Source organism: Streptomyces sp. NPDC041191 (assembly GCF_055591945.1).
This window is the reverse complement of the sequence record NZ_JBVIZC010000003.1, coordinates 385,458-412,081: the sequence shown is the minus strand read 5'-3', so window position 1 is coordinate 412,081 and position 26,624 is coordinate 385,458. Positions and strand designations below refer to the sequence as shown.

26 protein-coding genes are annotated in these 26,624 nt (G+C 74.5%); 10 read left to right on the top strand and 16 right to left on the bottom strand.

The window, feature by feature from the left end:
* Nucleotides 1–37: 37 nt before the first annotated feature.
* Together ACZ6AQ_RS07945 and ACZ6AQ_RS07940 are read right to left on the bottom strand one after the other, a co-directional pair.
* Nucleotides 38–631, bottom strand: a complete 594-nt coding sequence (locus tag ACZ6AQ_RS07945; protein WP_468758322.1) for a nitroreductase family protein — start codon at nucleotides 629–631, stop codon at nucleotides 38–40.
* Between the two features lie 109 nt (nucleotides 632–740).
* Complete coding sequence (locus tag ACZ6AQ_RS07940) at nucleotides 741–1,292, bottom strand: hypothetical protein (protein ID WP_468758320.1); 552 nt, start codon at nucleotides 1,290–1,292, stop codon at nucleotides 741–743.
* A 102-nt stretch (nucleotides 1,293–1,394) separates the two neighbouring features.
* Here ACZ6AQ_RS07940 and ACZ6AQ_RS07935 point away from each other — a divergent pair, with 102 nt between their 5' ends.
* Nucleotides 1,395–2,261, top strand: a complete 867-nt coding sequence (locus ACZ6AQ_RS07935; RefSeq protein ID WP_468758319.1) for a GNAT family N-acetyltransferase — start codon at nucleotides 1,395–1,397, stop codon at nucleotides 2,259–2,261.
* A gap of 109 nt (nucleotides 2,262–2,370) precedes the next feature.
* Here ACZ6AQ_RS07935 and ACZ6AQ_RS07930 read toward each other — a convergent pair whose 3' ends face one another.
* Nucleotides 2,371–3,078 carry a mycothiol-dependent nitroreductase Rv2466c family protein gene (locus ACZ6AQ_RS07930; RefSeq protein ID WP_468758318.1) on the bottom strand — a complete coding sequence of 236 codons (708 nt, stop codon included), beginning with the start codon at nucleotides 3,076–3,078 and terminating at the stop codon, nucleotides 2,371–2,373.
* A 74-nt stretch (nucleotides 3,079–3,152) separates the two neighbouring features.
* A complete protein-coding gene (locus ACZ6AQ_RS07925; RefSeq protein WP_468758316.1) occupies nucleotides 3,153–3,707 on the bottom strand; it encodes a DUF1697 domain-containing protein in 555 nt (184 codons plus the stop codon).
* A gap of 304 nt (nucleotides 3,708–4,011) precedes the next feature.
* On the opposite strand from ACZ6AQ_RS07925, the gene ACZ6AQ_RS07920 reads away from it, so the two are divergent.
* A complete protein-coding gene (locus ACZ6AQ_RS07920) occupies nucleotides 4,012–4,869 on the top strand; it encodes a phosphotransferase (RefSeq protein ID WP_468758315.1) in 858 nt (285 codons plus the stop codon).
* A 100-nt stretch (nucleotides 4,870–4,969) separates the two neighbouring features.
* Nucleotides 4,970–5,800 carry an alpha/beta fold hydrolase gene (locus ACZ6AQ_RS07915; RefSeq protein WP_468758314.1) on the top strand — a complete coding sequence of 277 codons (831 nt, stop codon included), beginning with the start codon at nucleotides 4,970–4,972 and terminating at the stop codon, nucleotides 5,798–5,800.
* A 52-nt stretch (nucleotides 5,801–5,852) separates the two neighbouring features.
* Here ACZ6AQ_RS07915 and ACZ6AQ_RS07910 read toward each other — a convergent pair whose 3' ends face one another.
* Together ACZ6AQ_RS07910 and ACZ6AQ_RS07905 are read right to left on the bottom strand one after the other, a co-directional pair.
* Nucleotides 5,853–6,605, bottom strand: coding sequence for an exonuclease domain-containing protein (locus tag ACZ6AQ_RS07910; RefSeq protein WP_468758313.1), 753 nt, complete (start codon nucleotides 6,603–6,605; stop codon nucleotides 5,853–5,855).
* A gap of 111 nt (nucleotides 6,606–6,716) precedes the next feature.
* A complete protein-coding gene (locus ACZ6AQ_RS07905) occupies nucleotides 6,717–8,003 on the bottom strand; it encodes an SAV2148 family HEPN domain-containing protein (RefSeq protein WP_388696790.1) in 1,287 nt (428 codons plus the stop codon).
* A gap of 434 nt (nucleotides 8,004–8,437) precedes the next feature.
* Here ACZ6AQ_RS07905 and glgX point away from each other — a divergent pair, with 434 nt between their 5' ends.
* Complete coding sequence (gene glgX / locus ACZ6AQ_RS07900) at nucleotides 8,438–10,561, top strand: glycogen debranching protein GlgX (protein WP_468758312.1); 2,124 nt, start codon at nucleotides 8,438–8,440, stop codon at nucleotides 10,559–10,561.
* A gap of 289 nt (nucleotides 10,562–10,850) precedes the next feature.
* Nucleotides 10,851–13,202 carry a malto-oligosyltrehalose synthase gene (gene treY / locus ACZ6AQ_RS07895; protein ID WP_468758311.1) on the top strand — a complete coding sequence of 784 codons (2,352 nt, stop codon included), beginning with the start codon at nucleotides 10,851–10,853 and terminating at the stop codon, nucleotides 13,200–13,202.
* A gap of 255 nt (nucleotides 13,203–13,457) precedes the next feature.
* Here treY and ACZ6AQ_RS07890 read toward each other — a convergent pair whose 3' ends face one another.
* Nucleotides 13,458–14,609 (bottom strand): cytochrome P450, encoded by a 1,152-nt coding sequence (locus ACZ6AQ_RS07890; protein ID WP_468758309.1) that lies wholly within the window; start codon nucleotides 14,607–14,609, stop codon nucleotides 13,458–13,460.
* 148 nt (nucleotides 14,610–14,757) lie between these two features.
* Complete coding sequence (locus tag ACZ6AQ_RS07885; protein WP_468758307.1) at nucleotides 14,758–15,306, bottom strand: FHA domain-containing protein; 549 nt, start codon at nucleotides 15,304–15,306, stop codon at nucleotides 14,758–14,760.
* 73 nt (nucleotides 15,307–15,379) lie between these two features.
* On the opposite strand from ACZ6AQ_RS07885, the gene ACZ6AQ_RS07880 reads away from it, so the two are divergent.
* Nucleotides 15,380–15,559: a hypothetical protein gene (locus tag ACZ6AQ_RS07880; protein WP_468758306.1), complete on the top strand. Its 180-nt coding sequence runs from the start codon at nucleotides 15,380–15,382 to the stop codon at nucleotides 15,557–15,559.
* A 69-nt stretch (nucleotides 15,560–15,628) separates the two neighbouring features.
* Nucleotides 15,629–17,380 carry a malto-oligosyltrehalose trehalohydrolase gene (gene treZ / locus ACZ6AQ_RS07875; protein WP_468758305.1) on the top strand — a complete coding sequence of 584 codons (1,752 nt, stop codon included), beginning with the start codon at nucleotides 15,629–15,631 and terminating at the stop codon, nucleotides 17,378–17,380.
* Between the two features lie 25 nt (nucleotides 17,381–17,405).
* On the opposite strand, the gene ACZ6AQ_RS07870 is transcribed toward treZ, so the two are convergent.
* The 4 genes from ACZ6AQ_RS07870 to ACZ6AQ_RS07855 form a co-directional block, all read right to left on the bottom strand.
* The gene (locus ACZ6AQ_RS07870; RefSeq protein ID WP_468758304.1) at nucleotides 17,406–18,365 is read right to left on the bottom strand and encodes a DUF1444 domain-containing protein; all 960 of its coding nucleotides are present in this window, start codon (nucleotides 18,363–18,365) and stop codon (nucleotides 17,406–17,408) included.
* 174 nt (nucleotides 18,366–18,539) lie between these two features.
* The gene (locus ACZ6AQ_RS07865; RefSeq protein WP_468758303.1) at nucleotides 18,540–19,064 is read right to left on the bottom strand and encodes a tetratricopeptide repeat protein; all 525 of its coding nucleotides are present in this window, start codon (nucleotides 19,062–19,064) and stop codon (nucleotides 18,540–18,542) included.
* A gap of 95 nt (nucleotides 19,065–19,159) precedes the next feature.
* Nucleotides 19,160–19,852: a GNAT family N-acetyltransferase gene (locus ACZ6AQ_RS07860; protein WP_468758302.1), complete on the bottom strand. Its 693-nt coding sequence runs from the start codon at nucleotides 19,850–19,852 to the stop codon at nucleotides 19,160–19,162.
* A 183-nt stretch (nucleotides 19,853–20,035) separates the two neighbouring features.
* The gene (locus ACZ6AQ_RS07855; RefSeq protein ID WP_468758574.1) at nucleotides 20,036–20,509 is read right to left on the bottom strand and encodes a GNAT family N-acetyltransferase; all 474 of its coding nucleotides are present in this window, start codon (nucleotides 20,507–20,509) and stop codon (nucleotides 20,036–20,038) included.
* A 226-nt stretch (nucleotides 20,510–20,735) separates the two neighbouring features.
* Here ACZ6AQ_RS07855 and ACZ6AQ_RS07850 point away from each other — a divergent pair, with 226 nt between their 5' ends.
* The gene (locus ACZ6AQ_RS07850; RefSeq protein WP_468758301.1) at nucleotides 20,736–21,260 is read left to right on the top strand and encodes a GNAT family N-acetyltransferase; all 525 of its coding nucleotides are present in this window, start codon (nucleotides 20,736–20,738) and stop codon (nucleotides 21,258–21,260) included.
* A gap of 45 nt (nucleotides 21,261–21,305) precedes the next feature.
* Here the strand turns inward: ACZ6AQ_RS07850 and ACZ6AQ_RS07845 are convergent, their stop codons facing one another.
* Nucleotides 21,306–21,950 carry a nucleoside/nucleotide kinase family protein gene (locus ACZ6AQ_RS07845; RefSeq protein WP_468758300.1) on the bottom strand — a complete coding sequence of 215 codons (645 nt, stop codon included), beginning with the start codon at nucleotides 21,948–21,950 and terminating at the stop codon, nucleotides 21,306–21,308.
* 66 nt (nucleotides 21,951–22,016) lie between these two features.
* On the opposite strand from ACZ6AQ_RS07845, the gene ACZ6AQ_RS07840 reads away from it, so the two are divergent.
* Nucleotides 22,017–22,433: a VOC family protein gene (locus tag ACZ6AQ_RS07840; protein WP_468758299.1), complete on the top strand. Its 417-nt coding sequence runs from the start codon at nucleotides 22,017–22,019 to the stop codon at nucleotides 22,431–22,433.
* A gap of 50 nt (nucleotides 22,434–22,483) precedes the next feature.
* Here ACZ6AQ_RS07840 and ACZ6AQ_RS07835 read toward each other — a convergent pair whose 3' ends face one another.
* Complete coding sequence (locus ACZ6AQ_RS07835) at nucleotides 22,484–22,816, bottom strand: hypothetical protein (protein WP_468758297.1); 333 nt, start codon at nucleotides 22,814–22,816, stop codon at nucleotides 22,484–22,486.
* Nucleotides 22,813–23,310 carry a DUF6232 family protein gene (locus ACZ6AQ_RS07830; protein WP_468758296.1) on the bottom strand — a complete coding sequence of 166 codons (498 nt, stop codon included), beginning with the start codon at nucleotides 23,308–23,310 and terminating at the stop codon, nucleotides 22,813–22,815. The genes ACZ6AQ_RS07835 and ACZ6AQ_RS07830 overlap by 4 nt, the downstream gene beginning before the upstream one ends.
* Before the next feature lie 752 nt (nucleotides 23,311–24,062).
* On the opposite strand from ACZ6AQ_RS07830, the gene fusA reads away from it, so the two are divergent.
* Nucleotides 24,063–26,084 (top strand): elongation factor G, encoded by a 2,022-nt coding sequence (gene fusA, locus ACZ6AQ_RS07825; RefSeq protein WP_468758295.1) that lies wholly within the window; start codon nucleotides 24,063–24,065, stop codon nucleotides 26,082–26,084.
* 67 nt (nucleotides 26,085–26,151) lie between these two features.
* Here fusA and ACZ6AQ_RS07820 read toward each other — a convergent pair whose 3' ends face one another.
* Nucleotides 26,152–26,604: a hypothetical protein gene (locus ACZ6AQ_RS07820; protein WP_468758293.1), complete on the bottom strand. Its 453-nt coding sequence runs from the start codon at nucleotides 26,602–26,604 to the stop codon at nucleotides 26,152–26,154.
* Nucleotides 26,605–26,624 lie beyond the last annotated feature (20 nt).

Genomic DNA, 26,624 nt, shown 5'->3' with positions numbered 1-26,624 from the left:
GACGACCGGCCGGGCGGACCCGACCTCGTGCGGCGGCTCAGCGGGCCTCGCGGCGTTGCTGGTGGTGGAGTCTGTCGGGTGAGTCCGGTACCGGGTGGCCGAGGGCGACGGCTCCGCAGTAGATGCCGTCACCGAACACGTGGTGGAAGTGGGCCCGGTTCGGGTCGCGGATGTTCGGGTTGACATAGGCGGTTGCCAGCCCGAGGTCTGTGGCACGGAGCATGACCTGCTGGATGATGCACCCGGCGTCGAGGTACGGCATGAACTCGATCTCGTTACCGGCTTTGTAGGCGATCGGGTCTGCCATCATCAGCAGCACGAGCGGGGCACGGTGGACCCAGCCGGTTCCGCCGACGAGGAGGCCCCCGAGGAGCGCGAGCTGGTCGCGGCTGTCCACGGGCACGGCGCGTACGCCTCGACGGTCACAACTGGACGGGGCGAGGCTGACGGCCTCTTCCAGCGCGGCCCGCTCCTCGGCCCCGACGGGCCGGCTGTCGTACATGCGGTCGCTGTGACGGCGCCGCATGATCTCGACGAGGGTGTGCTTCTTGCGTTCCTGGTGGGCCAGGTAGCGGGCCTGATACGGGTCCCGGCCGGAGTCGGACAGGGGGTCGGCCTTCTCTGAACTCACTCTGCGTTACCCCGATTTGAGCACCTGTGACCATCCTGCACGGTGCTCAACGCGGAGATCGGACGGGGGTTACGTTCCTGCGCCCCCGGCATACCGCCCGCCCATCGCCTCACGACGACCAGCCGGACGGTGCCGCCTCCCGCACGGCGGGGCCGGCCCCCTGCCACCGCGTCCGGCCGTACGCCTGTCCTCGCCGGTAGGTCATCGCCTTGCGACGCGCCTCGCCCAGCTCCTCGCCCGGATCGTCGGCCTTGGACCCCCACGCCCCGAAAGCGTGGACCATCTGTGCGGACCGGTCCCCTACGCGCCTGAGCTGCTCGCCCCTCAGCCGCTCGGCGCCCGCACCGTCCTTCGCGGGCCCCTGGAGCCTCCGCTCCACCCGGGTCGCCACCCCTTCGAACCGGCGTCCGGCCTCGACCTCCCTCCTCGCGATGGCCCCCTCGAACAGCTCGGCCGCGGCCGTGACGGCATCCGGCACCCCGCGCACCCCGGCCCGCAGCCCGGACACCTGCTCTTCTGCCGCCGTCCGCAGCTCACTCACGAACACCGCGAACCGGTCCGGGTCCTCCTGGCCGACCGCGACGGACTGCTCGCTCAGGTCCCGGGTCGCGGCCTGCGCCCCCTCGCGCCCGGCGCCGTCGGCCAGTACTGCGACCGTCACCACGAAGACCGTTGCGAACCAGGGCGTGTGCCGGAAATCCCGTCTGCCCGGCCGGACAAAACCGGGTGCGGCCGGTCGCCGCGGTGGTGTGGGATGCGAGCCATGACGATCGTTCTGAACGAGCCCGGCACCGACGGGCTGACCGAGGTCCTGGACGCCCTCCGCGCATGGCAGGACGACCGCGCGCCGCTGCAACTCCATCCGGGCGACCTCGGCTGGGCCTGGGCGCTGGGCGCGGAGAGGCTGGCCGCGGCCGTGCGCACCTGGAGCGCGGACGGACGGATCGTTGCCGTCGGATACCTGGACGACCCCGACCTGCTGCGCCTGACGACCGCGCCGGATCTGCGACGGGACGGTGATCTGGCGCGCCGGCTGCTGGCGGACCTCGACGATCCGGGGCGCGGGGTCCTGCCGCCCGGAAAGGTCGGCCTCGAAATCCCCGACGGAGCCCTGCTCCGCGAGGTCCTCCTGGAGGCGGGCTGGGTTCCGGACGAGCCGTGGACGCCACTGCGCCACGACCTCGCCCGGCCGGTGAAGGACTCCGGCCTGCGGATCGAGGTGGCCGGTCCGGAGACGGCGGGGATACGGACCGCGGTGCATCGCTCGGCGTTCGGCAGCCCGGCGTTCACCGAGGAGAGGTGGCACGCCCTCGCGGCCGGGCCGGCCTATGCCGACGCCCGCTGCCTGATCGGCTACGACGACCGGGACAACGCGGTGGCCGCGGCGACGGTCTGGTCGGCCGGGCCCGGCAGGCCCGGTCTGCTGGAGCCGGTGGGCGTGCACGCCGACCATCGCGGTCGCGGCTACGGGACGGCGATCGGCGTCGCCGCCGCGGCGGCGCTGCGCGAACTGGGCGCGTCGAGCGCCCTCGTCAGCGCTCCGACCTCGAACGCTGCCGCCGTCGCCGCCTACAGGGCGGCGGGATACGAGCCGTCGGCCGAACGACTGGACATCTGTCGGCCCGCCTGAAAACGGCCGGGCGGCGGTGGCGGCCGGGCGGGGGCGCCGGTCGGCTCCGCCGTCCTCCGGGCCCGTCGGCGTGCGGCGGGGGCCCGGAGGGAAGGGGGCCGCACACGGACTAGCCGAAGTCGAGGCCGCCCGTGCGGGTGCGCTTCAGTTCGAAGAGGTCGGGGTGGGAGGCCAGGACCCGGAAGGAGTCGAAGAGTTCGGCCGCCCGCTCGCCCCGGGGGATGGCGCGCAGGACCGGGCCGAACCAGGCCGTGCCGTCGACGTGGAGCGTCGGGGTGCCGACGTACGCCCCGGCGTCGGGGTCCTTCCCGGCGTCGTGGCTACGGCGGACCGCCTCGTCGTACGAGGGGTCGTGGGCGGCGTCGGCGAGTTCGGCCGGAAGACCCAGTTCGGCGAGCGATTCGGTGATCACGGCGTCGAAGTCCTTCCGCTTCCCCTCGTGGATGCGGGTGCCGTACGCGGTGTAGAGCGGGCGCAGGACCTCTTCGCCGTGCCGTTCGGCGGCGGCCACCGCCACGCGCACCGGGCCGATGGAGGCGTCGACGAGTTCCCGGTACCAGTCGGGCAGTTCGTTGCCCTCGTTGTGGAAGTACAGGCTCATGACGCGGAAGCGGACGTCGACGTCCCGGTGGCGTTCGACCTCCAGGATCCAGCGGGAGGTGATCCAGGCGAAGGGGCAGGCGGGGTCGAAGTAGAAGTCCACGGTGGTGCGGGGACGGGTCCCGGTCTTCTCGGTGCTCCCGGCGCTCCCGGTGTTCCGGGTGTTCGGGACGGCCTGGGGGTCCTGGGCGCTCTGGGCGTTCTCGGTGGTCGTCATGCGGACGAATCTAGTCGGCGGATGGCCCGCCTCCGTGGTCCATTCGGGAGCCGTCGGAGTGGGCCACTTCACCGTCACGCTTCCCGGACCATCTCCACCAGCCTGAGGACCGTGTTCCAGTTGCGCGCGGTGACCACGAGCCCCTCGGAGAGGGCCGGCCGGGAGACCGCGTCACCCAGCCGGGAGGTGCCGAGGCCCCCGGGGGCGTAGAGGTAGAGGACCCGGTCCCCGAGGGCGAAGTCCTCCGGGCGGTAGGCGTCCCGGTCGATCGCGGCGAAGCGCCCGGCGTCCGGGGGGCCCGAGAAGTAGAGGGCGTGGAGCTGCCTGCCCTCCAGTTCGGCGGCGGGGAACGGACACGCCTCCGCGACGGCCGCGAGGTAGGCGCCGTCGCGGACGAGGCAGTCGACGCGGAATCCGAAGCGCTCCTCGATCGCCCCTTCGAGCGCGGCCGTCAACTCTTCCTCGGAGGCCGCCGAGTCGGTGGTGAAGACGGCGTTCCCGCTCTGGAGGTAGGTGCGGACGTTCCGGTGGCCGATGTCTTCGAGGAGGGTCCGGAGGTCCGCCATGGGGACCTTCCGGCGCCCGCTCACGTTGATGCCCCGGAGCAGGGCCGCGTACGTCTGCGTCATGTTCCCAATCTAGAGCGGCCACCGCGCCTCGTGGGGGGCGGCGCGGTGGCCGGTTCGAACACTGTCCGACGGAGGGGAGCGGAGAGAAGGCCCGTCACCCTTCTGTGACTTGTTCAACAAGGTTTCGTAATGGCGGACGGAGCGCGAACCGCTCATGTGCGCCGATAGCGGGCGGGCACCCGGGGGCCGTCCTCGGCCGGGTGTCCGCGCGGCCGAGGGGGCGCGGGGCCCCCGGGGCGGCCCCGCGGGACGGGCCGGACGGATGCGAGACTTTGGCGCGAACACACAGGTGAGGGAGAGAGCGATGGACGAGGCGCGGGCGCGGGAGATCCTGGACGGGGCGGGGCTGCCGGCCGGGGAGGCCCGGCTCCTGGCCCTCGGGGAGAACGCGGTCTTCGCCGTGGGCGACCTGGTGGTGAAGGTCGGCCGGGACGCCGGGCTGCTGGACCGGGCGGAACGGGAGCTGGCCCTCGCCGCCTGGCTCGCCGCGGCCGGGGTCCCGGCGGTGCGGGCGGCGGAGGAGCGGCCCCGGCTCGTGGCGGGGCATCCGGTCACCCTCTGGCACCGGCTGCCCGAGGCGGTCCGGCCGTCCGAGCCGCGTGACCTCGCCCCGCCGCTGCGGCGGGTGCACGCCCTGCCCGAGCCGGAGGGCTTCGCGCTCCCCCGCCGCGAACTGCTGGGCGGGGTCGAGCGGTGGCTGCGGCTCGCGGGGGACGCGATCGACCCGGCGGACGCGGCCTTCCTGCGCGAGCGGCGCGACGCCTTCGCCCCGGCGGCGGCCGCCCTGACCCCGCACCTGCCGCCGGGCCCGATCCACGGGGACGCCCTCCCCCGGAACGTCCACGTCGGACCGGACGGCCCGGTCCTGGTCGACCTGGAGACCTTCTCCTCGGACCTGCGCGAGCACGACCTCGTGGTGCTCGCGCTCTCCCGGGACCGGTACGGCCTCGACCCGGCCGCGTACGACGCCTTCACCGAGGCGTACGGCTGGGACGTCCGCGAGTGGGAGGGGTGCGCGGTGCTGCGCGGGGCGCGGGAGACCGCGAGCTGCGCGTGGGTGGCGCAGCACGCGCCGGCGAACCCGAAGGCGCTGGCCGAGTTCGAGCGGCGGGTGGCCTCGCTGCGGGACGGCGACCCCTCGGTGCGCTGGTACCCGTTCTGATCCGGCGCCCCGCCCCGGCCTTCGCGCTCCCCGCCCTTCGCGCCCCCGCCTCTGCCATCATGATCCCCGTCGAACCGGTCGGATGGGACGGGGTGTTGTGATGCGGGTGGAACTCTCGGACGTCACGCTGGACGTCGAGGTGAGCGGCGAGGGCCCGGCGGTGCTCCTGGTGCACGGTTTCCCGGACAGTCATCACCTGTGGCGCCACCAGGTCGCGGCCCTGACCGCGGCGGGCTACCGGTGCGTCGCCCCCACCCTGCGGGGCTTCGGCGCGTCGGACCGGCCCGAGGGCGGCCCGGAGGCGTACCACCCGGCGAAGCACGTCGGCGACCTGCTGGAGCTCCTCGCCCGGCTGGACGTCGAGCGGTTCCATCTGGTCGGCCACGACTGGGGCTCGGGCGTGGCCCAGGGCCTCGTCCACGCGGCGACGGACCGGGTGCGGAGCCTGAGCCTGCTGTCGGTGGGCCACCTGACGGCGAACCTGGACGCCGGATGGGAGCAGCGGCAGCGCTCCTGGTACATGCTCCTGTTCCAGTTCGCCGGGGTGGCCGAGGACTGGCTGGCCCGGGACGACTTCGCCCATCTGCGCGCGATGCTGGCCGAGCACCCGGACGCGGAGGCCGTGATCGAGCCGCTGCGCGCGCCGGGCGCGTTGACGGCCGCGCTGAACATCTACCGCGCGGCGCTGCCCCCGGAGGCCCTGTTCGGCCCCCGTCGGGCGGTGCCGCCGCTGCCGGAGGCGGTGCCGGTGATGGGCGTCTGGTCGACGGGCGACCGTTTCCTCACCGAGTACTCGATGTCCGGTACGGGCGAGCACGTCGCCGGTTCCTGGCGTTACGAGCGGATCGAGGAGGCGGGCCACTGGCTCCAGCTCGACCGCCCGGAGAAGGTGAACGAGCTGCTGCTCTCCTTCCTCGGGAAGAACTCCTGACGTCCGGGGAGCGTCCCCGTCCGCGCGGGGGAACCCCGCCCGGCCCGGTCCCTCAGGAGGGGTCCCCGACGCGCCCGGCCCAGTCCGCCGGCACGGCCTCCCCGCGCAGGGGCCAGGACGCGTCGACGACCGCCTCCGCGTCGCCCTTGCGGCGCAGGAACGCCTGGAAGTCCTCGGCCCACGCGCGGTACCAGTCGATCTGGCGCGCGTGGAGCTCGGCCGGGTCGAGGTCGGCGACCCGTCGGTGCCGCTCGGCTATCGCGACGGCTACCCGGACGGCGGCCAGCGCGTCGGCGGCGGCCTCGTGGGCGGCTTCGAGTACGACGCCGTACTCCCCGCAGACGGCCTCCAGGGTCCGCTTGCCACGCCGGTAGCGGTCGACGGCCCGGTCGATGGTGTACGGATCGACGACCGGGCCGATCGCGACCCCGCCCAGCCGCTCGTCCATCGGGGGCAGCCCGTGGCGGCGCAGCTCGGCGGCGAGGAGCGTCAGGTCGAACGAGGCGTTGTACGCGACGACCGGAACGCCGTCCTCCCAGTACGCGGCGAGGACCTCCGCTATCTCGTCGGCCACCTCGCGCGCCGGCCGCCCCTCGGCCGCGGCCCGCTCGGTGGTGATGCCGTGGATCGCGGCGGCCTGGTCCGGGATGCCGACGCCCGGGTCGGCGAGCCAGTCCCGCCGTCGTACGACGCGTCCCCCGCCGTCCACCTCCACGACCGAGGCCGTCACGATGCGGGCCTCCAGCGGGTCGGTGCCCGTCGTCTCCAGATCGAAGCCGACCAGCGTCTCGCCGTGCCAAGCCATCGGGTCCTCCTTGCGTGATCTCCCCCGTGGTACCGACCACCCTCGCACGCGCCACTGACAACCGCTCCGGGTCCCCCTCCGGCGGAGGTCCCCGTCCGGGCGGGCGAGGGGTCAGGAAACGGGCCGGGAGTCGAGCCAGACCGACTCGAACTCCTCCCGGTACGTCTCGAAGAGCCCGTGGTCCCCGTCGCCGGACCGCGGGTCGTGCCGGACCACGTTCCGGCCGCCGCCGCGCAGCACCAGCACCGGGGCCTCCATGCCCCGGGCCCGGCGCAGGTAGGACTGGACGACGCCCACCCCGTCCGGGCCGTCGCCGTCCACCAGGTAGGCGGTGAAGCGGGGGGTCTCGTCGAAGACGTGGATCTGGAAGGCGTCCGGGTCGCGGAGCTTGGAGCGGACCCGGCGCATGTGGAGGATGTTCATCTCCACCGAGCGGCTCAGCTCGCCCTTCTTCAGACCGAGTTCCCGCTCGCGCCGTTTGACGGCGCTGCTCGCGGGGTTGAGGAAGAGGAGCCTGGTCCGGCAGCCGGACTCGGCGAGGCGCACCATGCGGCGGCCGGAGAAGTTCTGCACGAGCAGGTTGAGGCCTATGCCGGTGGCGTCGAGGCGGCGGGCCCCGCCGAAGAGGTCCTCGGCGGGCAGCTGCCGCTGGAGCCGGACCCGGTCGGGGTGGACCTGGACCACGTCGGCGTACCGGTCGCCCACCAGGTCCTCGACCGCGTCCACGGGCAGCCGGTCGGCGGACGGCACCCCGGCCCCGCTGCCGAGGATCTCCAGGATGCGGGCGGAGGCCCGCTCGGACTGGGCGAGCACGGTCAGCGAGAGGGCCCGGTTGCGGGAGACCACGTTGCGCGTGACCTCCAGTTCGTCGAGGGCCAGCTCGACCTCGCGCCGGTCGTCGAAGTAGGGCTCGAAGCAGGGCCAGTGCTGCACCATCAGCTCGCGCAGCTGCGGGAGCGTGAGGAAGCTCAGGACGTTGTCGTCGGCCGGGTCGAGGAGGTAGCCCTTGCGCCGGGAGACCTCGCGCACGGCGACCGCGCGCTGCACCCACTCCTGTCCGGCCGGTCCCGCCGCGGCGACGACCCACTCCTCGCCGTGGACCGGTTCGTACACGGGCCTCAGGACGGCGGCAACCACGGCCCGCAGCCGCTGTTCGACCAGATTCAGCCAGATGTAGGCGCGGCCGGCGCGCTGGGCCCGGACGCGGACCTCGCTCCACGCCTCGGCGTCCCACTCCAGCTCGGCCCCCATCCCGACCGGGCGGGCGACGGCGACCGCGCCGGGCGGCACGTCGGCGCCCGGCGGCGCGGCCGCTCCGGGCGGCGCCTCGACGGGGCCGCCCGGCCCCCCTTCCCGGTCCGCGTCCCCTGGGGGCAGCTCCAGACCTCCCGAGCTCACCCGCGCACCGCCTTCTGCTCCTGGACGCTCGTTTCGACCACTCCGGCAACGATCAAGGAAGGGTACTCCGCGAGCGGGAGGCGATGCAGCAGGATCGGCGGGCTCCTTCCCCAACTGCCCGGACCGTCGCGCCCGTTCCGGAGGCGAGATCATCCGGAGTGAGCCGATTCATAGCGGTTGCGCCCCCTCCTTCCTCCCCCGGGGCCGGGCGCGGGGGCGGCGGACCGGCGCCGGGCAGGGCGGCGGACCGGCCGGCCCGGCCCTCCCGCCGGGCGGCGGACCGCCTTTTCGCACACGTTTTCTTTGGACCCCCCGCGCGGTGGGCAGTCACCCGGTAGGACGGGGCGAAGTCCTAGGACCTCGCGTCCCTCTCGGGCAGTATCTGGCCGAAGACCATCCAGAAGAACCCGGACAGAAGAGGAAGAGTCGTATCCATGCAAGTCTGGCCGGGACAGGCGTACCCCTTGGGCGCCACCTATGACGGCGCGGGAACCAACTTCGCGGTCTTCTCGGAGGCCGCCCACAGGATCGAGCTGTGTCTGATCCACGACGACGGCTCGGAAACGGCGGTGGAGCTGCGCGAGACCGACGCGTTCGTACGGCACGCCTACCTGCCGGGCGTGATGCCCGGACAGCGGTACGGGTTCCGGGTGCACGGTCCGTACGCCCCCGAGCGGGGGCTGCGCTGCAACGCGGCGAAGCTGCTGCTCGACCCCTACGCGCGGGCGGTGTCGGGGCGGGTCGAGTGGGGCGAGGCGGTGTACGGCTACCCCTTCGGGAAGCCGGAGGCGCGCAACGACCTCGACTCGGGCCCGCACACGATGACCTCCGTCGTGGTCAATCCCTACTTCGACTGGGGCGACGACCGGCGCCCGCGCACCGAGTACCACCACACGGTGATCTACGAGGCCCACGTGAAGGGCCTGACGATGCTCCACCCCGACCTCCCCGAGGAGCTGCGCGGGACGTACGCGGGGCTCGCGCACCCGTCGGTGATCGGCCACCTGAAGGAGCTGGGGGTGACGGCGCTCGAACTGATGCCCGTCCACCAGTTCGTGAACGACCACCGGCTCGCGGACGCGGGGCTCTCGAACTACTGGGGCTACAACACGATCGGCTTCTTCGCCCCGCACAACGCCTACGCCTCCTGGGGCGACCGGGGCCAGCAGGTCCTGGAGTTCAAGTCGGCGGTCCGGGCGCTGCACCAGGCGGGCATCGAGGTCATCCTGGACGTGGTCTACAACCACACCGCCGAGGGCAACCACCTGGGCCCGACGCTCTCCTTCAAGGGCCTGGACAACCCTTCGTACTACCGGCTCGTGGACGACGCGCCCCAGCACTACTTCGACACCACCGGCACCGGGAACTCGCTGCTCATGCGGTCCCCGCACGTCCTCCAGATGATCATGGACAGCCTGCGGTACTGGGTGACCGAGATGCACGTGGACGGCTTCCGCTTCGACCTGGCGGCCACCCTGGCCCGCCAGTTCCACGAGGTGGACCGGCTGTCGTCCTTCTTCGACCTGGTGCAGCAGGACCCGGTGGTCAGCCAGGTGAAGCTGATCGCCGAGCCGTGGGACGTGGGCGAGGGCGGCTACCAGGTGGGCAACTTCCCGCCGCTGTGGACCGAGTGGAACGGCAAGTACCGGGACTGCGTGCGGGACCTGTGGCGGGGCGAGCCGCGCACCCTCGCGGAGTTCGCCTCCCGGCTCACCGGCTCCTCCGACCTCTACCAGGACGACGGGCGGCGGCCGCTCGCCTCGGTCAACTTCGTGACCTGCCACGACGGCTTCACGCTGCGGGACCTGGTGTCGTACAACGAGAAGCACAACGAGGCGAACGGCGAGGAGAACCGGGACGGCGAGAGCCACAACCGCTCGTGGAACTGCGGGGCCGAGGGCGAGACCGAGGACATCGGGATCAAGGAGCTGCGCGCCCGCCAGATGCGCAACTTCCTCGCCACCCTGATGCTGTCGCAGGGCGTGCCGATGCTCAGCCACGGCGACGAGTTCGGGCGGACGCAGGGCGGCAACAACAACGCGTACTGCCAGGACAACGAGGTGTCCTGGGTCCGGTGGCCCAAGGAGAACAGCGAGGCGGAGGCGACGCTGCTCCGCTTCACCCGGGCGATGGTGCGGCTGCGCCGCGAGCACCCCGTCTTCCGCCGCCGCCGCTTCTTCCACGGGCGGCCGGTCGAGGGCACCCACGACGAGCTGACCGACATCGCCTGGTTCACGCCGGAGGGCGAGGAGATGACCTCCCGGGACTGGCAGGCGGCGCACGCCAAGGCGCTGACGGTCTTCCTCAACGGAAACGCGATCTCGGAGCCGGGCACGCAGGGCGAGCGGATCACGGACGACTCCTTCCTGCTGATGTTCAACGCCTCGTCGAAGGAGCTGGAATTCTCGGTTCCGGACAGCCACGGCCACTACTGGCGCACGGTCGTGGACACCTCCGACCCGGAGGGCATGCCGCCGCAGGAGGGTCCCGAACTGGTGGGGGGCGAACGGGTGAAGCTCGCTCCCCTCAGCCTGACCGTCCTGAGGCGACCGGCGTGAGGTGACCGGCCCGGAGTGACCGGCGCGCCCCGGAGCGGAGCGATCCGGTCCGGGGCGATCCGGTCCGGGGCGATCCGGCCCGGGGCGATCCGGCCCGGGGCGATCCGGCCCGGGGCGATCCGGCCCGGGGCCGCCGCCCGCTCCACGGCCCCGCCGGCCCGTCCCGGCGGGGCCGTCCTCGTCGGCCCGTCCACCCGACATCACCCTTCCGGGTGGATTGCGGGGAGGGGACGCGATCGGACGCGAAGGCGATGAAACAGAAGCCTTCCGGCGGGGTACGTACGTTCGCATGACCTCCCTTCGGGCCTCTTCCCCTCGGACCGCTCCTCCCACCGCCACCTACCGGCTCCAGCTCCAGCCGGACTTCCCGTTCGCGGCCGCCGAGCGGGCCGTGCCGCACCTGGCCGGTCTCGGGGTCTCCCACCTGCACCTCTCCCCCGTCCTGGAGGCGGTGCCCGGCTCGACCCACGGTTACGACGTCACCGACCACCGGTCCGTGCGGGCCGAACTCGGCGGCGAGGAGGGGCTGCGCTCCCTGGCCGCGACCGCGCGGGCGCACGGGCTCGGCCTGGTCGTGGACCTGGTGCCCAACCACATGGCGGCCTCCCCCGTCCACAACCACGCGCTGCGCGCCGTGCTCCGCGACGGTCCCGACTCCCCGTACGCCCGCTGGTTCGACGTGGACTGGCGGGCGGGGGACGGGCGGCTGCTGCTCCCGGTCCTGCCCGCGCGCCTCCCGGAGGTCCGGGACCGGTTCCGGGTGTCCGGCGGGACGCTGCGCCTGGACGGGCAGGAGTTCCCGCTGCGTCCGGGCACGGAGGGGCTGCCGCTGGACGAGCTGCTGGACGCCCAGTGGTACCGGCTCGGCTGGTGGCGTCTGGCCCGTACCGAGCTGAACTACCGCCGCTTCTTCACCGTGTCGGACCTCATCGGGGTGCGCGTCGAGGACCCCGGGGTGTTCGCGGCGACGCACGCGAAGATCGTGGAGCTGGTCCGGGACGGGGTGGTCGAGGGGCTGCGCATCGACCACCCGGACGGTCTCGCGGACCCGCAGGGCTACCTGGAGGACCTGGCGGAGGCGACCGGAGGCCGGTGCTGGACGGTGGTGGAGAAGATCCTCACCGGCGACGAGACGCTGCCGGCCGCCTGGCCGGTCGCGGGCACCACCGGGTACGACGCGCTGCGGCGGCTCGACGGGGTCTTCACCGACCCCGTGGGCGCCGAGGCGCTCACCGGGCTGTACCGGGAGTTCGTCGGCAAGGCCGGGGACCGGGGCGGGCGCTGGGAGGAGACCGAGCGGCGCGCGGCGTACGAGGTGGCCGGTCACGACCTGGCCGCCGAGACGGCCGCGCTGACCCGGATCGCGGAGCGGATCTGCGCCGCCGACCCCGCCCTGCGGGACCACGCGCCCTGGGCGCTGCGCACCGCGGTCCGGGAGCTGCTCGTCCGCGTCCCGGTGTACCGGACCTACCGGACCGGCGGCGAGGAGGTGCTGACCCCGGAGGCGGCACGCGGCGCGAAGGCCGCGTTCGCGGTGGAGGAGGAGGCGGCGGCGGTCGACCTCGTGCGGGAGCTGGCGCTCGGCGCGCGGGGGGACCGACCGGAGCACCGGGCCTTCCGCGTGCGGTTCGCGCAGACCTCCTCGGCGCTGCGGGCCAAGGCCGTGGAGGACAGGGCCTTCTACCGGTACACGCCGCTCCTCTCGGCGAACGAGGTGGGCGGCGACGCGGGGCGTCCGGCGGTGCCGGTGGAGGAGTTCCACGCGTACTGCCTGCGGATCGCCCGGGACTGGCCGGCCACGGGCACGGTCCTGTCCACGCACGACACCAAGCGGAGCGCCGACGTGCGGGCGGCGATCGCGGTCCTCTCGCAGTGCCCGGAGGTGTGGGCGGACCTGCTCGCGGAGGTCGCGGAGGTGCCCGCGCCCGACCAGCACCTGGCGTGGACGGCCTGGCAGACGGCCTTCGGCCTCGGCACGCCGGACGCGGACCGGCTCGTGCCCGCGATCGTCAAGTCCGTGCGGGAGGCGGGGCTGCGGACCGGCTGGACCGAGCCGGACGAGGAGTACGAGCGGGCGGTGGCCGAGTTCGCGGCGGCGGGGCCCGGCCGGATTCCGCTCCGGGGGGCCTCGGAGGCGGCCTTCGCCCTGGAGCCGCACATCCGGGCGCACGCGCTCGGCGCGCTGCTCGCGCAGCTGACGATGCCGGGGGTGCCGGAGCTGTACCAGAACACGGAGCGGGAGTACCGGGCCCTGGTGGACCCGGACAACCGGGCCCCCTTCGCGCCCGGTCCGGACGACGACCGGACGGCCCTGGTCCGGGCGGCGCTGCGGCTGCGGCGCGAGCGCCCGGAGGTCTTCGGGCCGGGCGGGACGTACACCCCGCTGACGGCCGGGGGGCCGGCCGCCTCCCACTGCCTGGCCTTCGCCCGCTCGGACGCGGTGGTGACGGCCGTGACCCGCCTCCCGCTGCGCCTCGCGGAGGCGGGCGGCTGGCAGGACACGGAGCTGGTCCTGCCGGAGGGCCACTGGGCCGACGCCCTGGACGGCGTGCGGGAGTTCACGGGCGGTCCGGCGACGGAACTGAAACTGGCGGAGCTCTTCGCGGAGCGGCCGGTGGCGCTGCTGGTGCGGACGGACTGAGCCGCCCCGGGGCCGGGGTGCGGGGTGGCGCGCTCCACGGACGCGCGTCGCCCCGCCCCCCCTCGGCGGGTCAGGACCGGCACGCCCGGGGGAGGAGGGCACCGGTCGGGGTGGCGAGCGCGATGCCGGGAGCCCGGAAGCGGCGCGTGCGCGGAGGTGACGCTTCCCCATGGTTCGAGCCCCGTTGCAAGGGGTGCGAGATACGGCCCGGTCGACGAGCGCACGCCACCCTCACAGGGGGGAAGGAGCCTCCGGTCAGCCTCCGGGACGGACGATCAGCGTGCGTGGGGCCCGGGTGATCAGGCCCGCCGGGGTGGGACGGAAGCCGTCCGCGAGGCGCAGTCGGGGCATGGCCCTGAAGAGGGCGCGCAGGGCCTGCTCGGCCTCGATGCCGGCGAGGAGGACGGCCGGGCAGAAACCGGGACCGTAGGTGAGCTGGCCGGGGTCGTCGCGGAGCGGGTCGAAGCGGTCGGGTTCCCGGAAGCGTTCCGGGTCCCGGCCGGCCGAGCCGATGAGCAGCGCGACGGACGCGCCCGCCGGAATCGTCCCTCCGCTCACCGGGACCTCGGCCGCGGTGCGGCGCACCGCGATCTGTACGGGCGGGTCGCGGCGCAGCGACTCGGCCCAGGCCCGGGCCACGAGCCCGGTGGGGGCGTCGCGGAGGGCGGCGACCTGGTCGGGGTCGGAGAGGACGTTGCCGAGGAAGGAGGCGAGCGCCTTCTCCCGTACGGCGATCTGGCCGCCGCACTCCCCGGCGAGGGCCCCGGCCGCCCGGCCGCGCACGAGCCGCATCATGTCCCGGTAGGGCATGCCGGCGGCGGCGGCGACGGTGCCGGCGGGCAGCCAGTGGCAGAAGTCGGCGACCAGGTCGGCCTGCGGCCGCCCGGCGATCCGGCGGGCGAGGAGGTGGGCGGTGCGTTCGGTGACGGATCTCAGCGCGGCGATGTCGACGTCCACGTGGGCGCGGGCGCAGGGCGGGTCGCCGGGCCGGTGCCCGTGGGTGAGGCGGCTGTCGGTGAGGGCCGTGGCCACGTCCGCGTACCGGCTGAGGACCCAGGCGCGCAGCAGCGGATCGTAGGTGAGCGGGAACTCCTCGCGCAGCGTCCGGTGGATGCCGTGCGGGTCGCGCGAGGCGCCGGGGTCGAGGGGGCTCGGCGCGACGGTCCGCCCGCCGGGGCCGGGACCCGCGCCCGTGATCGGGTCGGGCACGGCGCGGACGCGGCCGGGCAGGGGCGCGGCGCTGCGCGCGGGCCGCGCGGGGCCGGTGCGGCCCGCCGTTCCGGGGCCCTCCTCCCCCGGGCGCGCCGCCGAGGGGGTCGCCGGGCTCATGGACGGCAGCCGGGTCCAGGGGTCCCCCGGCGTCGCCGGCCGGCCACCGCGTACGTCCCGCTTCGGTTCGTCGGTCATCGCGTCCCCTGTCGGTCGGCGGTGGGTGCCGCGGCCGGAGGTCGTGGCGCGCGTCCGTCCAGCTCATCACCGGTCGGACCGCGCCGCCCTCCACGTACCGCCGTACGGGTGAACCTTTCCGGCCTCCCGGAGGGTCTCGCGGTCGGCTTCAGTCGTGCGACAGCCGGAACGTCACCTGTCCGAACCCGACCACGTCGCCGGGCCGCACCACCACCGCGCCGGTGACCCGGCGGCCGTTGACGGTGGTGCCGTTCGTCGAGCCGAGGTCGCGCAGGACCCACATCCCGCCCTGGAGGGAGAGTTCGGCGTGCAGCCGGGAGGCCGTCTCGTGGCTGAGCCGCAGCCCGTTGGCCGGGTCGCGGCCGATCCGCAGCGGGTACGGGCCGGGACGGGGCAGCAGCAGTTTCGGCAACCGCTCCGCCTGCCAGGCGCGTCCGAGCCTGGCCGTGAACGCGGACATCCGCTCCACCGCGCCCACCACCCGCCGGGACCAGGTGCCCTCGGTCCTCAGGTCCGCGGTGAGCAGGTCGAGTTCGTCCGGCCGCCGGGCGCGGAGCGCGCGTTCCATCCGGAAGAGGAAGGTGTCGTGCGAGAGGCGGCCCTGGGCGGCGCCCTCACGGAGCAGCACCAGCGCGCGGTCCCGCTCGGCGTCGGTCAGCCGGGGGGAGTTCGCCGGAAGCTCGAAAGGGGTCGTCACACCCGCGATTGTCCGTCCGCCGGACCCGAAGTGTCCAGAAGGGCCGCCGGGTCCGTGACTCCGTACCGTTCCCGTGGCAGCGCTGTCACGGTCCGCGGTCCCCGCGCCGGGGGCGCTCGGCTCCTTCGCCCGGCCGCGGAACCGCCCGCCGGGGAACGCGCCGATGACGGCGGCCTTCGCCCGGGCGGGACACGGCACGTTCGAGCGCGCCGTCCACCACGTGTGGGACGCGCCGGGCGTGCCGGGGTCCTGACTGCCAGGATGGTCGCGGTAGTCATCCGTTGACCCGCCGAGCGGCCGGTCCGACGACGAGGGGATTCCCGTGCTCTTCGAGGTGTGGGCGCCGAACGCCCGTGACCGGGTGGTGCTGGAGCTGAACGGCGACGACCACCCCCTGGAGAGGGACGCCGGGCGGGACGGCTGGTGGACGGGCGTGGTGCCCGCCGGGGACGGCGACCGGTACGGCTTCTCCGTGGACGGCGGGCCCGTGCTGCCCGACCCCCGGTCGCGCCGGCTGCCGGACGGCCCGGACGGCCGGAGCGCGGTCGTGGACCACTCCGCGTACGCCTGGCGGAACGAGTCCCCGGCGCTGCGGCTGCGGAGCGCGGTCCTCTACGAGCTGCACGTCGGCACCTTCACCCCGGAGGGCACCCTCGACGCGGCGGCCGGGCGCCTGGGCGAGCTGGCGGACCTCGGCATCACCCATGTGGAGCTGATGCCGCTGTGCCCCTTCCCCGGGGTGCGGGGCTGGGGGTACGACGGGGTGGCGCCGTGGGCGGTGCACGAGCCGTACGGGGGCCCCGGGGCGCTGAAGCGCTTCGTGGACGCGGCGCACGGGCTCGGCCTGGGCGTGGTCCTCGACGTGGTCCACAACCACCTGGGCCCCTCCGGCAACTGTCTGCCCGCCTTCGGGCCGTACTTCACGGACGCCCACCACACGCCGTGGGGGGCGGCGGTGAACCTGGACGCGCCCGGTTCGGACGAGGTGCGGGCGTACTTCCTGGGCAGCGCGCTCGCCTGGCTGCGGGACTACCGGATCGACGGGCTGCGCCTGGACGCGGTGCACGCGCTCGCGGACACCCGGGCCCTGACCTTCCTGGAGGAGCTGTCGGCGGCCGTGGACGAGCTGGCGCGGGAGCAGGGCCGCCAGCACTTCCTGATCGCCGAGTCCGACCTCGCCGACCCGCGCACGACGACCCCGCGCGCGCTCGGCGGGCTCGGCGTCCACGCCCAGTGGAACGACGACTTCCACCACGCGCTGCACACCGCCCTGACCGGCGAGTCCCAGGGCTACTACGCCGACTTCGCGCGGGCCCCGATGGCGGCGCTCGCCAAGACGCTCACCCGCGTTTTCTTCCACGACGGCACGTACTCCGCGTTCCGGGGCCGCCGCCACGGACGTCCGGTGGACCGGGAGCGCACCCCCGCACACCGTTTCCTCGGGTACGCGCAGACGCACGACCAGATCGGCAACCGGGCCGTCGGCGACCGCCTTTCGGCCACGCTCTCCCCCGGGCTGCTCGCCTGCGCGGCGGCCCTCGTCCTGACCGGCCCCTCGGTGCCGATGCTCTTCATGGGCGAGGAGTGGGGGGCGGGGACGCCCTGGCAGTACTTCACCGACCACACCGATCCGGAGCTGGCGGAGGCCGTGCGGCGGGGCCGGCGGCGGGAGTTCGCGGAGCACGGCTGGGCCGAGGAGGAGATCCCCGATCCCCAGGACCCGGCCACCCGGGACCGTTCGGTCCTCGACCGGACCGAACGCGAGCGGGACCCGCACCGGCGGCTGCTCGCCTGGCACCGCGAGCTGATCGCCCTCCGCCGCACCCTGCCCGACCTGACGGACCCGGACCTGGCGGGCGTGCGGACCGCCTTCGACGAGGAGGCCCGCTGGCTGGTCTTCCGGCGCGGGGTCCTGCGGGTGGCGGTGAACCTGGGCAAGGAGCCGGCGGTGATCCCGCTCGGTTCCCACGGGCGCGACCGGGTCCTGCTGTCCTGGGAGCCGGTCGATCCGCCGGGGGCGGACGGGGTCCTGACCCTGCCCGCCGAGTCGGCGGTCGTCCTCGCGGACGGCTGACGCGCGCGCCCGCCCGGCCGGTGTGTCAGCGCCGGTCGGGGCCCTGCGCGATGAGGTGTTCCAGGAGTTCCTGGAAGTCGTCGCCGACGACGATCCGCAGGTCTCCGCGCTCCTCGTCGTACTCGCTGAGCTGGGTGAGGGTGCCGCCGCGCCACCAGAAGACGTACGGGCTGATGGCGCCCGGCGTGTCCTCGTACCCGGTGGCGGCGAAGGAGGCCATCGCGCCGAGGGCCGGGACGATCGTGGTGTCCCGGATGGGGTGGAAGGCGAGCTGGTGCCGGAAGGGGAGGGCGACCAGGGCGCCGTGCTCACCGAGCGGGAGGCCGGTGACGCGGCGGGCGACCCCGTCGAGGTCGAGGACGCGGCTCGCGGTGTAGAAGGAGTCGCCGAAGACGACCTCGAAGCACATGCCGTCGGCGTCGCGGACCGTCTCGTGCCCCTCGACGGGCAGTCCGCGCAGGTTGCGCAGGGCCCGGTCGCGCAGGTGCGCGCGGTCGCCGAGCCGGTCGAGGGCGTCGTCGGTGAGCGTCATGACGCTCTCGGGCAGGTCGAGGGCGAGGACCTCGTAGAGGCCGGGAGCGACGGTCCTGGCGTAGCCGAAGGAACCGGCGTCGATGCCGTCGCCGCTGACGATCCGGGGGTAGAGCTGGGCGCGGATCTGTTCGGGCGGGAGGGTTTCGAGCGCGGAGGGGCCGTCCATGGTCCGGACGACCAGCTCGACGTGGCGGCGGATCAGGCCGGGCCAGGCGCGGGGGCCGCGCCGGTCCTGGTGGCAGATGGCGGCGAGGTTGGCGAGCCACAGGCGGCGTCCCCGGTCGTCCGTGACGTGGTCCGCGTAGACGGTGACCTCCAGGCCGAGTTCGGCGAAGGTCTCCCGGACCCGGCGGCGGAAGAGGGCGGCCTCGTCCCGGGAGAAGTACGCGAACACGGGGTCCCTCGGCGCGTCGTCGCCGTCCCGCCCGGACCCCCGTCGCAGCCAGTCCACGCCCGTCCGCCTTCCGTCGCCGTTGGGCCCAGGGTAGCGACTGCGGGTGTCGGGCTCCGGGCTGTCGGGCGAACTCGGCCGCCGGGCGGGCGGGTTCGCCGTACGGACCGGCCTGCGGCTCTTCGTGCGGCCTTCCGTACGGCCCGCCGCACCGCCCCCGTACGGGCCGGGCGGTCAGGCGCCGTCGGGGGCGGTGAGGAGCGCGCGGGCGTAGTGGGCGAGGGAGCGGTTGTAGCGGGGCAGCAGGGGTGCGAGGGCGCCCAGGGCGAGGGAGGCGGCCTCCCGCTCGCGGCCGGTGTCGGCGAGGGCGAGGGCGAGGAAGGCGTCGACGGCTCCGCCGAGGGCCCGCTCGTCGGCGTCGAGCCGGTCGGCGGGGACGTCCCGTTCGGCGGTGAGGAGTTCGACGCTCCGGTCGGGGCGGCCGAGGTTGCGCAGGCTGCTGGCGAGCTGGATCACGGCCCGGCGACGGCGCGGGCCGGTGAGTCCGAGGTCGAGGGCGCGCCGGTAGAGCGCGACGGCCTCCTCGGGCCGCCCGGTGGAGTCGTGGGCGGCGCCCCGCTCGAAGAGCGCGGCGGCGTCACCGTCGGGCCGCTCGGCGGCGAGCGCGTCCATGCGGGCGCGGAAGTCGGCGGGTTCGTGGTCGTCCAGGCGGTCCCAGAGCGCGGCGACCCGGCGCTCCCAGTCGTGGTCGTCCGTCATGGCGCAACCCTACCCATCCCGTCTCCGGGCCTTCCCGGCGAACGGCGCGGCGGTGCCTCGGGGCGTGCGCGGCGTGCGGCGGACCCGCCGGGCGGTCACGGGCGCGCGTCGCCGGCCGGATCGTGGGAGGCCGGCCGGCGCTCCCGCGAGTGGCGGTGCCGGGCCGGGGAGCCCGCCGGTTCCGGCGGCGGGGACAGGTCGAGGATCATGTCGAGCGAGGAGGAACCGTCCGCCTCCGTGAAGGGGCCCACGTGCCGGAAGCCGTTCTTCTCGTAGTAGCGGACGGCACGGAGGTTGTCGGCGCGGACACCGCCCCACAGGATGATCCTCGTCCTGCCGAGCAGTCGCGCGACCTCCGCGGCGAACGGGAGGACGAGCGTTCCGACGCCCCGGTCCTGGTGGTCGTCGGCCAGGGTGATGCCGAAGCGGCAGTCGGTCGCCCCGGTGAGGCGGATGCCCGCGTCCCGGTAGCGCGCGGTGTCCGCCGGGGTCATGTCGAGACCGAATTCGAGGAGGCCGACGATCCTGCCGGCCGGTACGTCCTCGATCACCAGTCTGAGTTTGTCGTAGCGCGCGATCGCGGCGCACAGCTCCCCGGCGGTCGCGAGGCCGTACCCGTCGAACGTGCTGAACCGTCTCGTTCCGGAAGACAGGGCCCCGAGGAATCCGGCCAGGCGCTCCGTGTCGGCGTGTACGAGGGGGCGGAGGAGGACGGCCGGTCCGTCCCGGGTCTCCAGACGGCGGGACAGGCGCCCGGGGTTCCCGGCGATGTCCGTCAGCGTGAGCATCCCATTGTCCTTCCTCCTCGTCGGTGCGCTCTTTCCGGCCCGGCGTTCCGGTGTCCGGGCGCGGGGTGCCGCCCTTCGGCCCGGCGTTCCGCGCGCCCGGCTCCCCTCCGCGTCGCCGGTCCGGTCAACGGTCCGGCTCCCGGCCCCGGGGCGGGAACGGCGGCCCGCCCGGGGAACAACGTCCTACGACAGGTCCTTGCGCAGGAGGGTGCACATCGTCTCGTGACGGCGCAGTGTCCCGTCCGGGGCCTGTTCGTCCCACGCGTCCGGCCGGCGGTCGTAGGCGCGGTACCCCAGCCTCTCGTAGAGGGCGCGGGCACGCGGGTTGTCGTCCTCCACGCCCAGCTCCGCCCGGCGCAGCCCCCGGTCCCTGATGCGCTCTTCTGCCGCCCGGACGAGAACGGTGCCCACCCCGCAGGACCGCAGCGCGGGGTGGACGGCGAGCTGCCAGAGGGTGCCCGCACCGGGCTCGGCCCGGTAGTCGACGCCGCCCTTGGCGATCGGGACGCCGGCGCGGGCGCAGACCGCCAGGTAGTCGACCTCGCCGTGCCGCCTGCGTTCCAACTGCTGTGCGACGACAGTGAGATGGTGGGCGGAACCTGCCCATCCGCACGACACCAGGTCGGCGTGCACCAGATCGCGCACGGTCAGCTCCATGGTGATCTCTCTCACCCGTGACACCTCCGGCCCGTCAGCATCCTCTTCCGTCCCGAACCGGCGCAACGCGGTTTTCCCCGCTCCGCGCCGTCTTCTCGACGGGCCGCCCCCGCGCTGGAACGATGAGAACACCGAGAACACCAAGAACACCGAAAACACTGAGGACACCAAGAACACCGAGAACGCCGGGACGGACGGGACACGCGCACGAAGGGGTCGGCATTCCATGGAGGACACGCCGACGGGCGGCATCGTGGGCGGGAGCACCTCGCTCGTTCCCGCCACGGAGGAGCACCTGCCGCTGCTCGCCGGGTGGTTCGCCGACCCCGAGTTCGTCCGCGGCTGGGGCGGGCGGCCGCTCACCCGCGAGGAGGTGGCCGCCAAGTACGTCGGGAGACGGCGTCCCGCGGTGGTGTCGCTGCTGGTCCTCGTGGGCTTCGAGCCCGTGGGTTACGCCCAGTACGTCCCTGCCGGGCCGCGCGAAGGCGGGATCGACATGGTGCTCCTGCCCCGCGTCCGGGGCCGGGGCCACGGGCCCGACGCCGCCCGCGCCCTCGTCCGGCACCTCCGTGCCGTCGTGGGCTGGGACCGTGTGACCGTCGATCCCGAGGCGTCCGACCGCCGTGCCGTCAGGGCGTGGAGCAAGGCGGGCTTCCGTCCGGTCGGCACGCGGGGAAGCCAGTTGCTGATGGAGTGCGGGCCCGCGCACGACGACCCGCCACGGGCGGCCCCGGGGAACGTCCGCCCCTGAACGGCACGGCCCCGCGTCCCCCGGCCGGGCCTGCGACGTCGCGGGTCAGCGCGCCCGGTCCGCCACCACGAGGTCCGCCCGGTCCCGGCCCCGGGCGACCAGCCGGGCGTTGGCCTCGTCGGAGACGCGGACCCACTCCTCGGCGCGGGCCGGGTCCTTGCCGAAGCGGACATGCCGTTCGACGAGCCGGGGGACGCGGAGCCGGTCGTCCAGGTCGAGGTACCAGACCTCGTCCAGGAGGGGCCGGACCCGGGCCCAGGCGCCCTCGTCGTGCAGGAGGTAGTTGCCCTCGGTGACGACGAGCGGGACGGCGGGGCCGACCGGGACCGATCCGGCGACCGGTTCCTCCAGGGAGCGGTCGAAGGCGGGGGCGTAGACCGTGGTGCCCGGTTCGGGGGCGCGCAGCCGGGCGAGGAGCGCGGCGTACCCGGCGGCGTCGAAGGTGTCGGGGGCTCCCTTCCGGTCCGTCCGGCCGAGGCGTTCCAGTTCGGCCCGCGCCAGGTGGAAGCCGTCCATGGGGACGAGGGCGGCGAGCCCGTCGAGGCGGGCGACGAGCCGGGCGGCGAGCGTGGACTTCCCGGCGCCGGGCGGTCCCGCGATGCCCAGGACCCGGCGACTCGCCCCACCGTCCCCCGCCTCCGCGAGGGACCGCGCGCGGGCGACGAGGTCCTCGAATTGTTGCGTGTGCATGTCGGACATTCTTCCGGCGGGTGTGCCGGTTGACGCGGGTAGATTGATACGTATTACGTTTGGTCCATGCCGTCCATCGCACTCGTCACCCTCGTCGTCCGCGCCTACGACGAGGCCATCGCCTTCTACACCGACGCCCTCGGGTTCGACCTCGTCGAGGACACCGACCGGGGCGACGGCACCCGCTGGGTGGTCGTCCGTCCCCGGGGTGCGGCCGGGGTCGGCGGCCTCGGGAACGCGGGCCTGCTCCTCGCCCGCGCCAAGAACGAGGACGAGGAGGCCGCGATCGGCAACCAGACCGGCGGCCGGGTCGGTTTCTTCCTCCACACCGAGGACTTCGCCCGCGACCACGCCCGCATGACGGCGGCCGGCGTGAAGTTCCTGGAGGAGCCCCGCCACGAGCCGTACGGCTCGGTCGCCGTCTTCGAGGACCTGTACGGCAACCGGTGGGACCTGCTCCAGCCGGCGGACGCGGCCGCGTAGGCCCCGGGCGCCCCGGCCGCGCCCGGTGGGGCCCGGGATCGGACGGGGCCCTACCCCAGCAGCTGGAGGATCCGGGTCACCGCTTCCACGACGGGCTGGCCCAGCGCGCCCACGGCGGCGGCGATCTGGGTCGCGGCGGAGACCAGGACGAGGGCGCGCTCGCGCAGGGCGGCCCGGTCGGCGGTCGGTTCGGGCAGGGCCCTTTCGACCGCCCGCTCCTGGTCCGCGGTGAGGTGCGGGCGCAGCTCCCCCAGGAGCCGGACGAGGTCGGCGACGGCGGCGCGGAGCGCCGCGTCCTCGACGCCCTCGTAGTGGATCCCCGTGTTGTGGTGCCCGCCGTTCATGTTGACCACGTTGCCGTAGTTGTTCGTCGTGTCGCTCACAGGCTGATCCCCCTGTTGTTGCGGCCCCCGTTCATGTTGACCACCGGGCCGTAGTTGTTCGTGTTGCTGAACTGCTGCACGACCGCGGTGAACTCGGCCTCCGGGTGCTCGATCGCGTACACGATCCGTCCGGCGATCTCCCGCAGGTCGTCCATGCTCGGCAGGGTCACGACCGCCGTGGACCCGCCGGCCGACTCCACGGCCAGCGCCGGCTTCGCCTGCTCGAACAGCGCCTTGAGCAGGAAGAAGACCGGCACGATCAGGAGGACGGCGAGCAGAGGCCCGTTGACCGCCTCGTTCCCGGCGTTGATCAGGCCGTGCGCCACGAAGGCGGCGACGCCCCACCCCAGGAAGTGGAAGAAGGCCGAGGCCCGGTTGGGCTTGATCTTGTAGGGCTCGACCCGGGTGATGCTGGACAGCGGAATGGCCGCCGCACCCACCCACAGGATCCGGCGGCTGACCCTGAGGACCAGGTTCCCTTCCCTGGTCGGCACCGGAGGCAGCGTCAGGGGTGCGGGCCGGGAAGCCGGCGGGGGCGGAGGCGGGGGCGTCCGGGGTGCCGACTCGGACGGCGCCGATTCGGGCGGTGCCGACTCGGACGGTGTCGCCTCGGGCGGTGCCGATCCGGACGGTGTCGCCTCGGGCGGTGCCGACTCGGCCCGTACCGACTCGGACGGCGCCGGTTCGGACCGTACCGATGCGGGTGGTGTCGGCTCAGGCGGTGTCGGTTCGGTCGGCGGCTCCGCCGCGACTCCTGTGGAAACCATTCTTCCCCCGTGTTCTCGTCTCTCCCGCCCGCGCACCGCGGGAGCACCATTAAGCGCCCGGGAACACGGGCGAGGCAGTAAAGAAGCAGCCAACTCGCGCGAGTGGCTTGTTCGTTGCTCTTCCCTTCACGCGAGGCGGCCACGCCTCCGGGAGCGGAAAACCGCTGTCGCGCCGCGCGCCCGGCTCCCTACACTCACGTCCCGGCGCACCGCCCGACGCGGTGACCGCCCACCGCCGTCCGTCCGTCCATCCGAGGGGAGAAGACCGTGCGCAGCCATGCCGCCGCCATCGTCGTCGTCTTCTCTTCCTCCCGTGCCCGGTACGACGTGATCCTCGCCTCCCCGGCCGAGCGGTGGCGGCTGCGCGCCCGCCATCGCCGCCCGTGACGACCCCGTACGCCTCCCGCGCCCGGTAGGCGTCCGTCGTCCGGGAATCGCGCTGCCCGTTCCACCACCGCAGCAGCGAAAGGCACGAGACCGTGCGCACTCCCGAGATCACCGCCGTCCGCAACCTCGGCATCCTGGCCCACGTCGACGCGGGCAAGACCACCGTCACCGAGCGGGTCCTGTACCTGACCGGCACCGTCCACCGGCGGGGCGAGGTCCACGACGGCACCACCGTCACCGACTTCGACCCGCAGGAGCGGGACCGGGGCATCACCATTTTCGCGGCGGCCGTGAGCTGCGACTGGGCCGGCCACCGCCTCCATCTGATCGACACGCCCGGCCACGTCGACTTCTCCGACGAGGTCGAGCGTTCGCTGCGCGTCCTCGACGGCGCGGTGGCGGTCTTCGACGCCGTCGCGGGCGTGGAGCCGCAGAGCGAGACGGTGTGGCGGCAGGCGGACCGGCACGGCGTCCCGCGCCTCGCCTTCGTCAACAAGATGGACCGGGCGGGTGCGGACCTCGACGCCGTCGTGGAGTCGATCCGTACGCGCCTCGGCGCCGTACCTCTCCCCGTCCAGCTCCCGGTCGGGCGCGAGGACGGCTTCACGGGCGTCGTGGACCTGGTCCGGATGCGGGCGTACGTGTGGGCCGACGGCACCGACGGGTACGCCGAGCGGCCGGTCCCCGACGGCCTCCGGGAGGAGGTCCTGCGCCGCAGACGGCGCCTGGAGGAGGCGGTGGCGGAGCTGCATCCGGGCGCCCTGGAGGAGTTCTGCGCCCGCGGGGAACTCTCCGGGGGGACGCTGCGGGGCGCGCTCCGCGACCTCACCCTCGGCGGGGAGGCCGTGGTCGTGCTGTGCGGCTCGGCCTACCGCGACCGGGGCGTCGAACCCCTGCTCGACGCCGTCGTCGCGTACCTCCCGGCCCCCTCGGACGTGCCGCCCGTGCGCGGCGAGAGCCCGGCGGACCCGGCGGCGCCGTTCACCGCGCTCGCGTTCAAGGTGAGCGCCACGGCCACCGGCCGCATGACGTACGTCCGCGTCTACGCGGGCACGGTCCGGAAGGGGGACACCGTGCTCGACGCGACCGGCGGGCGCACCGAGCGGATCGGCCGCGTCCTGCGCGTGCGGGCGGACCGGACGACGGAGGTGGAGTCGGCGCGCGCCGGGGACATCGTGGCCCTCGTCGGCCCGAAGTCCGTCCGCGCCGGGGCGACGCTGTGCGACCCGGCCGCGCCGGTCGTCCTCGAACCGCCGGTGAGCGCCGACCCGGTGGTCTCGGTGGCCGTGGAGGCACGCCGGAGCACGGACACCGGCCGCCTGACGGAGGCCCTCGCCCGCCTGGCGGAGGAGGACCCGTCGCTCGTGGTGCGGTCCGACCCGGAGACGGGCCAGACCGTCCTGTCGGGCCTGGGCGAACTGCACCTGGAGGTCGCGGTGGAGAGGCTGCGGCGCGACCGGGGCCTGGAGGTCGCGGCCGGGCGCCCGCAGGTGGCGTACCGGGAGACGGTGGCGAAGGGCGTCACCGGCCTGCTGTACCGGCACGTCAAACAGGACGGCGGCGCGGGCCAGTTCGCCCATGTCGTCATCGACGTCGAACCGCTGGAAGGAGAGGAGGAGTTCGCGTTCCGTTCCACCGTCACGGGCGGTCGCGTGCCGCAGGAGTACGTCCGCGCGGTCGAGGCCGGCTGCCGGGACGCCCTCCTGGAGGGCCCCCTCGGCGGCCACCCGGTGACGGGCGTCCGGGTCACGCTCACGGACGGTGCCACGCATCCGAAGGACTCCTCGGAGATGGCGTTCCGCACGGCGGGCCGCTTCGCGCTCCGCGAGGCGCTGCGGGCGAGCGCGATGACGCTCCTGGAGCCGGTGGCCGACGTGACGGTCACCGTCCCCGCCGAGTCCGTCGGCGCCGTCCTCGGTGACCTCGCGGCCCGCCGGGGCCGGGTCACGGACCAGGCGGCCCGGGGCGGCACGGCGGTGGTGGAGGCGACGGTGCCGCTGGCCGAGCTGTTCGGCTACGCGTCCCGCCTGCGCGGCCGCACCCGGGGCCGGGGCACCTTCACGACCCGCCCGGCGGGGTACGCCCCGGCGCCGGGCCGCACGTCCGGCGGGTAACCGGGGAACGCCCGCGCACCGGCGCGGGCGGTGACGTCCGGGCCACGGTGACCCCGTGGCCCGGACGCTACTCCGCGGACCGCCTCCGCAGCAGGAACGCCGACCAGGCGGCGACGAACGCGAAGAACAGGGCCGCGGCACCCGACAACGCGGCGAGCACCATCGCCCCGCCGCCCCCGGTGTCCTGCGCGCGGGCGACCGTCAGGGGGTCGCCCGCCCGGTACCGGACGTCCACGCCGTCGCCGGCCCGGACCTTGCCGCTGCTCCCCACCGGCAGCTCCGCCACCACGCTCCGCCCCTCGGCCTCGAACCGGACCAGACAGCCGCCCGTCATGCACGGGCCGTTCGTCCGCATCGTCGCCCGGACGGTCGGGCCGTCGTCGAGGGAGCGGAGGTGCTGGGCCGCCGGATACAGCACCAGCCCCGACAGCGCCCCCAGGAGCAGGGCGAGGACCAGCCCGAGCCAGAACCCCGCACGCGGTTCCAGAGTCTTCCCGGCCTCGTTCGACACGGCTGTCATCCGTTCCGCCCCCTTCGGTG

Coding starts and splice junctions, on each gene's coding strand:
- ACZ6AQ_RS07935 (WP_468758319.1), top strand. CDS start 1,395: ATGACGATCGTTCTGAACGAGCCCGGCACCGACGGGCTGACCGAGGTC.
- ACZ6AQ_RS07930 (WP_468758318.1), bottom strand. CDS start 3,078: ATGACGACCACCGAGAACGCCCAGAGCGCCCAGGACCCCCAGGCCGTC.
- ACZ6AQ_RS07925 (WP_468758316.1), bottom strand. CDS start 3,707: ATGACGCAGACGTACGCGGCCCTGCTCCGGGGCATCAACGTGAGCGGG.
- ACZ6AQ_RS07920 (WP_468758315.1), top strand. CDS start 4,012: ATGGACGAGGCGCGGGCGCGGGAGATCCTGGACGGGGCGGGGCTGCCG.
- ACZ6AQ_RS07915 (WP_468758314.1), top strand. CDS start 4,970: ATGCGGGTGGAACTCTCGGACGTCACGCTGGACGTCGAGGTGAGCGGC.
- ACZ6AQ_RS07910 (WP_468758313.1), bottom strand. CDS start 6,605: ATGGCTTGGCACGGCGAGACGCTGGTCGGCTTCGATCTGGAGACGACG.
- glgX (WP_468758312.1), top strand. CDS start 8,438: ATGCAAGTCTGGCCGGGACAGGCGTACCCCTTGGGCGCCACCTATGAC.
- treY (WP_468758311.1), top strand. CDS start 10,851: ATGACCTCCCTTCGGGCCTCTTCCCCTCGGACCGCTCCTCCCACCGCC.
- ACZ6AQ_RS07890 (WP_468758309.1), bottom strand. CDS start 14,609: ATGACCGACGAACCGAAGCGGGACGTACGCGGTGGCCGGCCGGCGACG.
- ACZ6AQ_RS07865 (WP_468758303.1), bottom strand. CDS start 19,064: ATGACGGACGACCACGACTGGGAGCGCCGGGTCGCCGCGCTCTGGGAC.
- ACZ6AQ_RS07860 (WP_468758302.1), bottom strand. CDS start 19,852: ATGCTCACGCTGACGGACATCGCCGGGAACCCCGGGCGCCTGTCCCGC.
- ACZ6AQ_RS07855 (WP_468758574.1), bottom strand. CDS start 20,509: ATGGAGCTGACCGTGCGCGATCTGGTGCACGCCGACCTGGTGTCGTGC.
- ACZ6AQ_RS07850 (WP_468758301.1), top strand. CDS start 20,736: ATGGAGGACACGCCGACGGGCGGCATCGTGGGCGGGAGCACCTCGCTC.
- ACZ6AQ_RS07845 (WP_468758300.1), bottom strand. CDS start 21,950: ATGCACACGCAACAATTCGAGGACCTCGTCGCCCGCGCGCGGTCCCTC.
- ACZ6AQ_RS07840 (WP_468758299.1), top strand. CDS start 22,017: ATGCCGTCCATCGCACTCGTCACCCTCGTCGTCCGCGCCTACGACGAG.
- ACZ6AQ_RS07820 (WP_468758293.1), bottom strand. CDS start 26,604: ATGACAGCCGTGTCGAACGAGGCCGGGAAGACTCTGGAACCGCGTGCG.